This window comes from Streptomyces sp. S063 (genome assembly GCF_002832675.1).
Classification (GTDB): Bacteria; Actinomycetota; Actinomycetes; order Streptomycetales; family Streptomycetaceae; genus Streptomyces; species Streptomyces sindenensis.
Genome location: NZ_CP021707.1, coordinates 1,307,982 through 1,320,238, shown reverse-complemented (window position 1 = coordinate 1,320,238; position 12,257 = coordinate 1,307,982). Strand labels below are relative to the sequence as shown.

11 protein-coding genes and 1 pseudogene are annotated in these 12,257 nt (G+C 71.5%); 7 read left to right on the top strand and 5 right to left on the bottom strand.

Features of this window, described 5'->3' with window-relative positions:
- Window position 1: 1 nt before the first annotated feature.
- The gene (fabI, locus tag CCZ36_RS05880) at window positions 2-769 is read left to right on the top strand and encodes an enoyl-ACP reductase FabI (protein WP_069743232.1); all 768 of its coding nucleotides are present in this window, start codon (window positions 2-4) and stop codon (window positions 767-769) included.
- A gap of 186 nt (window positions 770-955) precedes the next feature.
- Window positions 956-1,327 (top strand): hypothetical protein, encoded by a 372-nt coding sequence (locus CCZ36_RS05875; protein WP_069739692.1) that lies wholly within the window; start codon window positions 956-958, stop codon window positions 1,325-1,327.
- 12 nt (window positions 1,328-1,339) lie between these two features.
- On the opposite strand, the gene CCZ36_RS05870 is transcribed toward CCZ36_RS05875, so the two are convergent.
- Window positions 1,340-2,014 (bottom strand): FadR/GntR family transcriptional regulator, encoded by a 675-nt coding sequence (locus tag CCZ36_RS05870; RefSeq protein WP_128817150.1) that lies wholly within the window; start codon window positions 2,012-2,014, stop codon window positions 1,340-1,342.
- A 128-nt stretch (window positions 2,015-2,142) separates the two neighbouring features.
- Between CCZ36_RS05870 and CCZ36_RS05865 the strand changes: the two genes are divergently transcribed.
- The 4 genes from CCZ36_RS05865 (at window position 2,143) to CCZ36_RS05855 (ending at window position 4,540) form a co-directional block, all read left to right on the top strand.
- Window positions 2,143-3,441 (top strand): CynX/NimT family MFS transporter, encoded by a 1,299-nt coding sequence (locus tag CCZ36_RS05865; protein WP_069739694.1) that lies wholly within the window; start codon window positions 2,143-2,145, stop codon window positions 3,439-3,441.
- A 17-nt stretch (window positions 3,442-3,458) separates the two neighbouring features.
- Window positions 3,459-3,575 (top strand): SGM_5486 family transporter-associated protein, encoded by a 117-nt coding sequence (locus tag CCZ36_RS36345; RefSeq protein ID WP_252120221.1) that lies wholly within the window; start codon window positions 3,459-3,461, stop codon window positions 3,573-3,575.
- Between the two features lie 149 nt (window positions 3,576-3,724).
- Window positions 3,725-3,928, top strand: coding sequence for a hypothetical protein (locus CCZ36_RS05860; RefSeq protein ID WP_128817149.1), 204 nt, complete (start codon window positions 3,725-3,727; stop codon window positions 3,926-3,928).
- 93 nt (window positions 3,929-4,021) lie between these two features.
- The gene (locus CCZ36_RS05855) at window positions 4,022-4,540 is read left to right on the top strand and encodes a SixA phosphatase family protein (protein WP_069743236.1); all 519 of its coding nucleotides are present in this window, start codon (window positions 4,022-4,024) and stop codon (window positions 4,538-4,540) included.
- Between the two features lie 134 nt (window positions 4,541-4,674).
- Here CCZ36_RS05855 and serB read toward each other — a convergent pair whose 3' ends face one another.
- Entirely contained in the window at window positions 4,675-5,979 is a 1,305-nt protein-coding gene (serB, locus tag CCZ36_RS05850) for a phosphoserine phosphatase SerB (protein ID WP_069739696.1), read from the bottom strand.
- Window positions 5,980-6,346: 367 nt separating this feature from the next.
- Between serB and CCZ36_RS05845 the strand changes: the two genes are divergently transcribed.
- A complete protein-coding gene (locus CCZ36_RS05845) occupies window positions 6,347-8,962 on the top strand; it encodes an ABC transporter ATP-binding protein/permease (RefSeq protein ID WP_128817148.1) in 2,616 nt (871 codons plus the stop codon).
- Between the two features lie 99 nt (window positions 8,963-9,061).
- On the opposite strand, the gene CCZ36_RS05840 is transcribed toward CCZ36_RS05845, so the two are convergent.
- From CCZ36_RS05840 to CCZ36_RS05830, 3 genes and pseudogenes are all read right to left on the bottom strand, one after another.
- Complete coding sequence (locus CCZ36_RS05840) at window positions 9,062-9,838, bottom strand: transglycosylase SLT domain-containing protein (protein WP_006123564.1); 777 nt, start codon at window positions 9,836-9,838, stop codon at window positions 9,062-9,064.
- A 272-nt stretch (window positions 9,839-10,110) separates the two neighbouring features.
- A pseudogene (locus CCZ36_RS05835) lies at window positions 10,111-11,372 on the bottom strand (S-adenosylmethionine:tRNA ribosyltransferase-isomerase).
- The gene (locus CCZ36_RS05830; protein WP_069740593.1) at window positions 11,369-12,094 is read right to left on the bottom strand and encodes an SDR family NAD(P)-dependent oxidoreductase; all 726 of its coding nucleotides are present in this window, start codon (window positions 12,092-12,094) and stop codon (window positions 11,369-11,371) included. The pseudogene CCZ36_RS05835 and the gene CCZ36_RS05830 overlap by 4 nt, the downstream one beginning before the upstream one ends.
- Between the last annotated feature and the right edge of the window lie 163 nt (window positions 12,095-12,257).

Sequence of the window (12,257 nt, the reverse complement as noted above, 5' to 3'; positions counted from 1 at the left end):
CATGAGCGGAATTCTCGACGGCAAGCGCATCCTCATCACCGGGGTGCTGATGGAGTCGTCCATCGCGTTCCACGCCGCGAAGGTGGCCCAGGAGCAGGGCGCCGAGGTCATCCTCACCGCCTTCCCGCGTCCCACCCTGACCGAGCGCATCGCCAAGAAGCTGCCGAAGCCGGCCAAGGTCATCGAGCTGGACGTGACCAACCAGGAGCACCTGGACCGGCTCGCGGGCCTGGTCCGCGAGGAGCTCGGTTCGCTCGACGGCGTCGTCCACTCCATCGGCTTCGCACCGCAGGACGCGCTCGGCGGCAATTTCCTCAACACGCCCTTCGAGTCCGTCTCCACCGCGATGCACGTCTCGGCGTTCTCGCTGAAGTCGCTGGCCATGGCCTGCAAGCCGCTGATGAGCGAGGGCGGCTCGATCGTCGGCCTCACCTTCGACGCCCAGTACGCCTGGCCGCAGTACGACTGGATGGGCCCGGCCAAGGCCGCGCTGGAGGCCACCTCCCGCTACCTCGCCCGTGACCTGGGCAAGGACGGGCTGCGCTGCAACCTGATCTCCGCCGGACCGCTCCGCTCGATGGCCGCCAAGTCCATCCCGGGCTTCGAGGAGCTGGCCGACGTCTGGAACACCCGCGCCCCGCTGGCCTGGGACATGAACGACCCGGAGCCGGCCGGCCGCAGCATCGTCGCCCTGCTCTCCGACTTCTTCCCGCGCACCACGGGCGAGATCATCCACGTCGACAGCGGCGTGCACATGATGGGCGCCTGACCGCGCACCGCCCCTGCTGAACGGCCCCCGGCCGCGTCACCCCCTCCCGGTCACTGAGGCGGTACGCGGCCGGGGGCCGTTCACGCACCGTGGCCCCCCGCTCCCGCTCCGGTCGAAAAGTCGGCCGATCCCCCGCAGAATGAGGAGGAACCGGACTTCTGGTCAGGCTGCGGGAGGGAGACTGCTGTGCGCCCCACGCACCGACGAACCCGTCTCCTCCTGGCCGTACCGGTGGCCGTCGCCGCCCTCGCCGTACCCCTGGGGGTCCACGCCGCCAGGGGAGCCGACTCCGGTACGGAAACGGCGCCCCCGGAGCCCGAACCGGCCGGATCGGAGTGCCGTACGACCGTCGAGGGCTCCCGGGTCGTCGCGTACTGCCACAACCCGTACCCCTCCGTCGACCTGGTCCGGCTGCACACCGAGTGCGACCAGTGGTGGGACGTCGACGCGGACGGCGAGGTGGTCGCGGTGGAGCCCGGCCGGACCGTGCGGCTGGAGGACCGCTGCTGGAAAGAGGTCGCCACCGCCTGGGTCAGCCACCGCCCCGCCCCGCTGTGAGCGGGCCGGGGGCTACACCCGGTCCGTGAGGCAGTGCAGCGCGTGGCTCGCCGCCTCGGCGGCCGCCGTGTCCGCGTCCCCGGCCCGGATCGCCTCGACCAGCCGGCCGTGGTCCATGTGGTTCTCCGGCCGCAGCTCGGGGCCCACGTCACCGCGCAGATAGTCGCGCAGCAGATCCCCGAGATCGGCGTAGAGCCCGGTCAGGACGTCGTTGTGGGAGGCGGCGACCACCGCCAGGTGCAGCGTCGCGTCCGCCGCCACGAACACCTCCGCGTCACCCGACTCCCAGGCCTCCTCCCGGCGTGCCATCAACGCGTCCAGCTGCCGCAGATCCCGGTCCGTGCGCCGGGCCGCCGCCAGCCGGGCCGCCGAGGACTCCAGGGTCGAGCGCAGCTCCGCGACATGCCGGGGGTCGGCCGCCGCGAACCTGCGGTGCATCACCCCGGCCAGCTCGCTCGTGGCGATCACATACGTGCCGGAGCCCTGCCGGATGTCCAGCAGCCCGTTGTGCGCGAGCGCCCGCACGGCCTCGCGGACGGTGTTACGGGCCACGCCCAGCTGCTCGACCAGCTCGGGCTCGGTCGGAATCCGCGAGCCGACCGGCCACTCGCCCGAGGTGATCTGGTTCCGCAACTGGGCGATCACCTGGTCGGAGAGTGCCGAACGCCGAGGAGACGTCAGCGCCATGGTGCTCCTTGCTCGTGAGCGGTGAGGTCCGGGCCGGATTCTCTCCCGCATTCTCTCAACGCGTGCGGGGGACTCCGGGCCATGGCCGGATTGGACAACCAATCATCCCATGATTCTATGATGACTCCATGCCGGACGACGAGACGCAGACCCCGACCCTGAACCGCGACACCCCCGCGCGCACGTCCCACGCCCCCCGGGCCCGGTCGTTTCCCGGGGCCGCCGAGGGCCCCTCCCCGTGGCTGCTGCGCCTCATCGCCGTGGGGCTCGTCCTGGCCGCGCTCAACCTCCGCCCCGCCATCACCAGCCTCGGCGCCCTCCTCGAAGAGGTCCGCGAAGGGCTGCACATGAGCGGCAGCGTGGCCGGCGTCCTCACCTCCGTACCGCCGCTCTGCTTCGCCGTCTTCGGCGTCATGGCACCGCGCCTCGCCCGCCGCTTCGGCGCGGGCGCCGTCGTCTGCGCGGGCATGGCCGCGATCGCCGTGGGCCTGGTCGTCCGCCCGTACATCGGCTCCACCGCCGGGTTCCTGGCCGCCAGCGCCCTGGCGCTGATGGGCATCGCCGTCAGCAACATCCTGATGCCGGTGATCGTCAAGCGCTGGTTCCCCGACCGCGTCGGCACCATGACCGGCCTCTACTCCATGGCCCTGGCCCTCGGCACCGCCCTGGCCGCCGCCCTCACCGTTCCCGTCACCGGGGCGCTGGGCGGCAACTGGCAGACGGGTCTGGTCGTCTGGGCCGTGCTCGCCGTCGTCGCGGTGCTGCCCTGGATCGTCCTCGTACGCGACCGCACCCCGGCCCCCGGCCGGCCGGAGCCGGTCGCCGCGAACGCCGCCGAGGCGCCGGCCCTGAAGATCACCCGCAGCCGGACCGCCTGGGGCCTCGCCTGCTTCTTCGGGCTCCAGGCCACCGCCGCGTACATCACCATGGGCTGGATGCCGCAGATCTTCCGCGACGCCGGGGTCTCCGCCGGCACCGCCGGACTCCTGCTCGCGGTCACCATGGCGATGGGCGTCCCGCTGGCCTTCGTCATCCCCCGGGTCGCCTCCCGGCTCAGGAACCAGGGCCCCATCGTCGTCGTCCTCGGTCTGTGCGGCCTGATCGGCTACAGCGGCCTCTACCTCGCGCCCGCCGCCGGAGCCTGGGCCTGGGCCCTGCTCCTCGGGGTCGCGAACTGCGCCTTCCCGCTCGCCCTCACCATGATCGGCATGCGGGCCCGGTCCGGCGCGGGCGTGGTCCGGCTCTCCGCCTTCGCCCAGTCCACCGGCTATCTGCTCTCGATCCCTGGCCCGCTGCTCGTCGGCGTCCTCTACCAGCACAGTGGCGGCTGGGGGCTGCCGATCGCCCTGATGGCGGGCCTCATGATTCCCCAGATGGTGGCCGGGATCCTCGCCGGCCGGGACCGGACGATCGAGGACGAGTGCTGAGATGCGACACTGACCTCATGCCAGTGCTCGATCCGAACCCCCCAAACGGCCAGAAGAAGCTTCTCCTCGTGTTCGGCGCGATGCTTCTCGTCACCGTCGTCATCGGTGTCATCGCCACGATCGCCTCGCCCTGACGCCCTGGCCCCTAGGGGAGGGTGGGGCTAGCCCCACCCTCCCCTAGGGGGCCAGGGTCAGGGTCACGTGGGTGGGTCACCGGATGGGACCGGCCGTGCCCGTTCCGTAGGTTCTTCGGTAACGACCCGATGACTTGACGGAGGCGCACATGCCGGCACCGACGCACACCAGGTCCCACCGACCGGCCGCCGACGTTGTCGAGATCCGGCTGCCCTGGTGGGCGGTCGCCCTGCCCGCCGTCGTGTTCGCCGCGCTGCTGCTGATGATCCTCAGCCCCGGGCAGGCCCGGGCCACCGCCGCCCCCGCGCTCGGACAGCTGATCGAGCTCACCTTCCAGCTGCTGTTCCGCTGAGCCGAAGCCGCCCCCGGACCAGCGCGTCAACTGTCCGGACGAGCCCGTCAACACCCTGCGCCGGAGGGCGCGTTTCATGCGAAGCTGAGATGTATGAGCGTCGAGACACCTCGCAGGATCGTCCTTCTCCGGCATGCCAAGGCGGAATGGTCGCAGGCTTCCGATCATGAGCGCCCGCTGGCCGAGCGCGGCCGAAAGGACGCGCCCGTGGCCGGCCGCAAGCTCGCCGATTCCGGCATCGACTTCGATCTGGCCCTCTGCTCCAGTGCCGCCAGGACACGGGAGACCTGGAAGCTGGCGGTCCATGAATTCTCCCAGCGCCCCCGGACCGTCTACGAGGAGAGGCTGTACGAGGCATCCCTCGGTGAACTGATCGCCCTGTTCAACGAGACCCCCGACGACGTGCGCAACCTCCTGGTCATCGGTCACAACCCAGGGATGCACGGGGCCGCCGACGCCCTCTCCGGCTCGGCCGAGGGCGACACCCTGGCCCGGATGACCCGGGACGGTTTCCCCACCGCCGCCTACGCCGTGGTGGAGTTCCCCGGCTCCTGGAAGAGCGTGGAGCACGGGGCGGGCAGGCTCACGGAGTACTGGACCCCGAACGACTGATCACGCACGGGACCACTGCGCACACGCGGAGCGACCGGGCGCACGCACGGGACCACTGAGCACGCGCGGAGCGACCGAGCGCACGCAAAGGGCCCGGCACCATCGCGGTGCCGGGCCCTCTCACGTGTCCGGGTTCAGTCGACGAGGCCGTCCGCCGCCTCGACCTCTTCCCGGGTGATGCCGAGCAGGTAGAGCACGGTGTCCAGGAACGGCACGTTCACCGCGGTGTGCGCCGCCTCGCGGACCAACGGCTTGGCGTTGAACGCGACACCGAGCCCGGCCGTGTTCAGCATGTCGAGATCGTTCGCCCCGTCCCCGATCGCCACCGTCTGCGCCAGCGGTACGCCCGCCTGCTCGGCGAAGCTGCGCAGCAGCCGGGCCTTGCCCGCCCGGTCCACCACCTCGCCGACGACCCGGCCGGTGAGCTTGCCGTCCACCACTTCCAGGGTGTTGGCCGAGGCGAAGTCCAGGCCGAGCCGCTCCTTGAGGTCGTCCGTGACCTGGGTGAAGCCGCCGGAGACCACGCCGACCTGGTAGCCGAGGCGCTTCAGCGTACGGATCAGGGTGCGGGCGCCGGGGGTGAGCCGTACCTCGGCGCGGACCTTGTCCACCACCGAGGCGTCCAGACCGGCCAGCAGCGCGACCCGGGCGTGCAGCGACTGCTCGAAGTCCAGCTCGCCGCGCATCGCCTGCTCGGTCACCTCGGCGACCTTGTCCTCGCAGCCGGCGTGCGCCGCGAAGAGCTCGATCACCTCGTCCTGGATCAGCGTGGAGTCGACGTCCATGACCACCAGTCGCTGGGCCCGCCGGCTCAGCCCGGCCGAGACCACCGCGACATCGACGCCGATCTCCGCGGCCTCGGTCGCCAGCGCGGTCCGCAGCTCCGCGGTCCCGGTCCCCGACACCGCGAACTCGACGGCGGTGACCGGGTACTTCGCCAGCCGGAAGACACGGTCGATGTTCCCGCCGGTCGAGGTGATGGTGGCCGCTATGGCGGCGGTCGACTCGGCGGTGAGCGGGTGCCCCAGCACCGTCACATGGGAACGGCCGTCACCGCGGGGCCGGTTGTCGCCGATGCCGGAGATGATCTCGGCCTGCAGCTTCAGGGAGTCGGCCCAGCTGTGCACGGTCGCCCGCAGATCGCCCTCGGTGGTCCCGCCCGCCGTGGGCGCGGTGACCAGGGCGCACAGCACGATGCGGCCACGGGTGACGACCTGCTCGATGTCCACGACGTCGACCGCGTACGCGGCGAGGGTGTCGAAGAGCCCGGCGGTGATGCCGGGACGGTCCTTGCCGAAGATCTTGACCAGCAGCGTGGGTGCGTCGCTGCCCGGAGGGGGCCCGTCGCCGGTTCCGTCGGCCCGACGGGGCCCGAGGGGCTCGAGGGACTCAGAGGGCTCAGAAGCGGAGGGGTGCTGAGGTGGCTGAGATGCGCTCATGGTGCTCCCACCGTATCGGTCCCGCCCTCTCCTCCGGCCGCCCGTCCCGAGTGCCGGACGGAATCGCGGCGGTACCGCCGACGGCGCGTCCGGATCTGGCCGGTACGGGTCTTGCGCTCGGCCGGCCCGGGTGTCTCGTATCGACCGTTATCGCGTTGCTGAAGACCCTCTGAGTGATAACAACGTCTTCAGCACTGTCTGACCGTGTCCGCTCCTGTTTCACCCCCCGGTATGTGGGTGCTCGCGCAGGTCTCCCCGCGCTCTTCACCCGCCCGACTTTCGGATCGGGGACAGGTCCTGGAATAGTTCCCCACGATGTTCAGCATCCCTAGACTCCCTGCGACGGGGGTATCACGGGGGACAACTAGTGGGGCGCGGAGTGCCGGAACTCGTACTGGAATTGAATGGCAGCACCTGGACGCTCGATCCGTCCAGGTCGTACACCCTTGGACGTGATCCGCAGGGCGACCTGACGATCGACGACGCCAGAGTGTCGTGGCGGCACGCCACGATCAGCTGGAACGGCCGCAGTTGGTCCATCGAGGACCACGGCAGCACCAACGGCACCTATGCGCAGGGCCGGCGGATCCAGCAGGTGGAGCTCGGCGCCGGTTCGGTGCTGCACCTGGGCAACGCCACCGACGGGCCCCGGGTGAGCCTCAGCGCCGCCGCGGGAGCCGGTGTCGCCGGCGGCCAGGCGGCCGGCGCGCAGCAGGCCCCGGTTCACCAGCCCCACCAGCAGCCCCAGGGCGGCGCCCCGGGCTGGCACGGACAGCAGGCACCCGCCCAGCACCAGGCCCCGGCGCACCACCAGGCCCCGGCCCAGCAGCAGGCCTGGCAGCAGCCGCAGGCGCCCCAGCATCAGGTCCCGCACCAGCAGCCCGCGCACCAGAACGTGCCGCACCAGCAGCACCCCGGGCAGCAGGGCGGACCGGGACAGGGCGGTGCCGCGGGGGCGCCGCCGGTCTACGGCGACCGCAGCCCCACCACGTTCCACCAGCTGGCCCTCGGCCGGGTCATGCGCATCGGTCGTGCGCTGGAGAACGAACTGGTCGTCTCCGACCTCCAGGTCTCCCGCCACCACGCCGAGTTCCACGCGACGCCCGACGGCCGCTTCGAGATCCGCGACCTCGGCTCGCACAACGGCACGTACGTCAACGGTCTGCCGCTCCACAAGTCCGGCTCGGCCCTCATCGGCCCGAACGACATCGTCGGCGTCGGCCACTCGACGTTCCGGCTGGTCGGCGACCGGCTGGAAGAGTTCGTCGACACCGGTGAGGTCTCCTTCTCCGCCCGCCACCTCACGGTGACGGTCGACGGCGGCAAGCAGATCCTCAAGGACGTCTCCTTCGGCGTCCCCGAGAAGTCGCTGATCGCGGTCATCGGCCCGTCCGGTTCCGGAAAGTCCACCCTGCTCAAGGCGCTCACCGGCTACCGGCCCGCCAACCAGGGTGACGTCCTCTACGACAACCGGAACCTGTACAAGCAGTTCGCCGAGCTGCGCCAGCGCATCGGTCTGGTCCCGCAGGACGACATCCTGCACAAGGAACTGACCGTCGCCAAGGCCCTCAAGTACGCGGCCAAGCTCCGCTTCCCCGCGGACACCACCGAGGCCGAGCGCCAGTCCCGGATCACCGAGGTCCTCGCCGAGCTCAAGCTCGACATCCACAAGGACAAGAAGATCACCTCGCTCTCCGGCGGCCAGCGCAAGCGCGTCTCGGTCGCCCTGGAGCTGCTCACCAAGCCGTCGCTGATCTTCCTGGACGAGCCGACCTCCGGCCTCGACCCGGGCATGGACCGCGATGTCATGCAGCTGCTGCGCGGCCTCGCCGACGACGGCCGCACCGTGCTCGTGGTCACGCACTCGGTCGCCGAGCTGGCGATCTGCGACAAGCTCCTCGTGATGGCGCCCGGCGGTTCCGTCGCCTACTTCGGTCCGCCGGAGGAAGCGCTGAACTTCTTCGGCTACACCAGCTGGGCCGACGTCTTCTCCGCCTTCGAGAACTACCGCGACTACGACTGGGCGGGCCGCTGGCGCGGTTCGCAGCACTACCAGATGTACGCCGCCGACATCGACGCCGTCGCGGCCCAGCCGGTCAACATGCCGCCGCCCCAGCAGATGAGGCCCCCGAAGGCGCAGAGCTGGGGTACACAGCTGTGGACCCTGGTGCGCCGGTACACCTCCGTCATCGCCTCCGACAAGGCCTTCCTCGGCCTGATGGTGGCGCTGCCCGCGGTGATCGGTGTGCTGGCCGCGGTCATCCCGGCGGACTTCGGACTGGCCCCTCCCACCCCGCCGACCCAGTTCAACGGCAAGGCCGGGATGATCCTGCTGATCCTCGCGGTCGGCATCTGCCTCGCCGGGTCGGCCAGCTCCGTACGAGAACTGATCAAGGAACGCGTGATCTACGAACGGGAACGGGCCACCGGCCTCTCCCGCTCGGCCTATCTGACGTCCAAGGTGATCGTGCTCGGCGTGATCACGGCCTTCCAGAGCGTCATCCTCTGCGGTATCTGCTTCGCCGTCCGCGATCTGCCGGAGGAGGGGCTGTTCATGCCTCCGGCCGTCGAGATCTGCATCTCGATCGTGGCCCTCGGGTTCACCTCGATGATGTTCGGCCTGATGATCTCCGCGATGGTCAAGACCTCCGAGATGACCATGCCACTCCTGGTCATGTTCGCGATCGTCCAGCTGGTGTTCACCGGCGTTCTCTTCCAGGTGTACGGGACGCCCGGCCTGGAGCAGCTCACCTGGCTGATGCCGTCCCGCTGGGGCGTGGCCGCGGCCGGCACCACGCTGGACCTGGCCAACCTGATGCCGCCGTGGGACGCGAAGAACCCGACCGACCTGGACCCGCTGTGGGAGGCCACGGCGACCCAGTGGGGGATCAACATCTTCGTGCTGCTGGTGATCGGCGCCGTCTGCGCCGTCGCGGTCGCGCGCCTGCTGCGCCGCCACGAGCCCGAGGTCATGCGCAAGTAAGCACCGGGTACGACGCCGAGGCCGGCACCCCGCGGGGTGCCGGCCTCCGGCATGCGTAGGGCTGATCTCGGTGACTCAGCGCCCAGGTGTCGCAGCGGCTCAGTACGCGCTGTTGACGTTGTCCATGGAGCCGTAGCGGTCGGCCGCGTAGTTGCAGGCGGCGACGATGTTGGCGACCGGGTCGTACAGGTCCTTCTTGGTGCCCGCCACGTGGTAGCGGTCGAAGGTCGGCTGGATCACCTGGAGCAGACCCTTGGACGGGACGCCGTTGCGGGCGTTGATGTCCCAGTTGTTGATCGCCCAGCGGTTACCGCTGGACTCACGGATGATGTTGCGGTGGATCCCCTCGTAGGAGCCGGGGATGCCTTCCTTCTTCATGATCGCCATGGCCTCGCGGATCCAGCCGTCCAGGTTGTTGGCGTAGACGGGCTTGCGCGCGGTCGAGCGGTTGGCCTTCTCGGACGCGCGCTTCTTCGCGTCCGCCTTGGCCTTGGCGGCCTTCTCGGCCTTGTCCTTCGCGTCGGCGGCGGCCTTGGCCTTCGCCTCGGACGCGGCCTTCGCCTTCGCGGCCTTGGCCTTGGTCTCGGCGGCGGCCTTCGCCTTGGCGGCGTCGGCGGCCTTCACGAGCTTCTCCGCGGTGGAGTGCTGCTCGATCATGCTGTTCTGCACGGTCTTGGCCTGGGCGGTTCCCGTGGCGTTGGTGAAGGCCACGGGCGCAGCGGCGGCTGCCGCCTGCGGGGCAATCTCGGCATCGGCGTTCGACGGGACGAGCGAGAAGGTCAGGGCGGCGACGCCCAGGGCCGACACACCGGCCACGGAGATCTTCTGGACCTTGTTCAGACGACGGAGACGACTGGGAATGCGAGTCGCAGACATGTAGGGCTACCTCTTCGAATGCTCAGGTGTCCTCACGGAGGACGAGACCGGAGGCGGTGATGCGCACCTCCGTCGGGGACGAGAGCAATTCTTAGCGGCAGCAAAATCCTGTGGCAAAGGTGTGACGTACGAAGCCGGGTAGTGGAGAAGGGTCCCGTTCGCCCGAAATGACCCTCCTCAGTGCCTGCTCAAAACGACCTTATGGGCCCACTAGGTACGTTCGTAAGTGACGTGGACCCTATGCCTGGGCTCACATCGGCGAGGTAACAGTCTCACCATTCGTTGCTGGAGCAATTCGGAGCGTTACCTTCCTCATCCGGCAGGATGAGGTGGACGTCCCCGAACTCGTGCCAGAGGTACCGCTCCTGGAGCGCAGCCTCGTACCCGTGGCGCAGCGCCTCGCCCCCCGCCACCGCCTCCAGCATCAGCAGATGCGAGGCCTGCGGCTCGTGCAGCCCGGTCAGCAGCCCGTCCACCACCCGCACCCCGCGCCGCGGCGTCACCACGAGGTCCGTCCACCCGTCGGCGGACCGCACCACCCCGTCCGCCCCCGCCGCCGACTCCAGCGCCCGCACGGCCGTCGTCCCCACGGCGACCACCCGCCCGCTCCCCGCCGCCCGTACGGCGTTCACCAGCCACGCCGTCGCCGCCGGCACCGCGAACCGCTCCGGGTACGGCGGCTCGTGCGCCTCCGCCGAGGCCACCCCCGTATGCAGGGACAGCGGCGCGAACAGCACCCCCGGCGCACCAGCTCCGCCACCAACGGGACCGTGAAGGGGCGCGCGGCGCTCGGCATCTCCGCCGAACCGCTCCCGTCCGGGGAGTCCACCGCGAACACCGTCCGGTACGCCGACAGCGGCTGATCCCGATCCGCGTAGCCGTACCGAATGGGCCGCCCGTGCCTGCGCAACAGCTCCGGCACCCGTTCCGGCACCCGCGCCCACCACAGCCGGGCCCCGGCCGCGGGTCCCAGCGGCTCCTCCAGCACCAGGGCCCGCCCGCCCGGCAACCGCACCACGGCCCCCGCCGGACCACCGGGCCGCGGCCCGGTCACCCCCGCCCCCACGGGCGCCCGCAGCTCCACCGCCCACCGCCCGTCCGCACCGCGCGTCGAGAAGTGCACGACGACCCGTTCTCCGCCGACCCGCCCGTTCACCGCGGCGGGCAACGTCATGGACGTGTTCACCACCAGCACGTCCCCGGCCCGCAACTGCCCCGGCAGCTCCCGGAACGCATGGTGCGCGACCGCCCGCCCCCGGGACACGAGCAGCCGCACGTCATCACGCCCCGCCCCGCGCTGCTCGGCCGGCACCCGGGCCGACAACTCCTCCGGCACCCGCAGGGCCTCCAGCGGGGTGGCCCCCGCAGCTTCGGCGGTCCGGGCCCGGTCCGGCTCCGGCGGGGCCGGGGAACCCACGGCGGCCGCCGCCGACGGCCCCGCCCCGCCCGGGCCCGGCGAGACGGACGGCCCCCCGCCCGCCCCCGGCACGGCAAGGGCCACCTCGCCGCTCCCGCACCGCCCCCGCGCGGTCATCGGGTACCCCCGCCCTGCCCCGCCGCCCCCTCCAGCAGCGCCGGAGCCGCGTACCGGCCCCCGGCCGGCCGCTCCCGCACCAGGCGCAGGAACGCCGGCGCCACGCTCTCCGGCGACGGCCGCGACGCGTCCGCGTCCTCCGGCACCGCCGCCGCGTACAGGTCCGTCGCCATGTCACCCGGGTCGACCGCCCACACCCGCAGCCCCGGCTCCTCCTCGCCCAGCACCGCCGCCAACTGGTCCAGCGCCGCCTTCGACGCCCCGTAACCGCCCCACGTCGGGTACGGCTCCGCCGCCGCGTCCGAGCTGATCACCACCACCGCCCCGGCCTCCGAGGCCCGCAACGCCGGCAACGCCTCCTGTACGAGACCGAGCGCCGCCACCACGTTCGTCTCCAGCGCACGCCTGAGCCCCTCCAGCGGCAGCGCGTCCAGCCGGACCAGCGGCTCCGCGCCCAGCACGCTCGCGTTGCTCACCAGGAGGTCGAGACCGCCCAGCGACCCGGCCGCCGCCACCAGATCCGCCCGGTGCGCCGCGTCCGTGACGTCCCCGGGGACCGCCACCACCCGCGTCCCGTACCGCCCGCTCAGCTCCCGCGCCGTCTCCTCCAGCACCCCGGCCGTCCGGGCGTCCAGCACCAGGTCCCAGCCCTCCCCGGCCAGCGCCCCCGCCAACGCCCGTCCCAGCCCCTTCGAACCACCTGTGATCATCGCGACCGGCATGGTGACCGTCCCCTTCGTACCCTCGGCGTCCGCCGGAAGACCCCGGCGACCTCACCGTAGGAAGGCCCGGCCGCACCGCGCCTCGCCCTGGAGCCGCACCCAAACCCGGCACTTCGGCGTAGGTCCCGGGCAGTCCTACGACCTCCGGCCGAGGGGCCGTCCC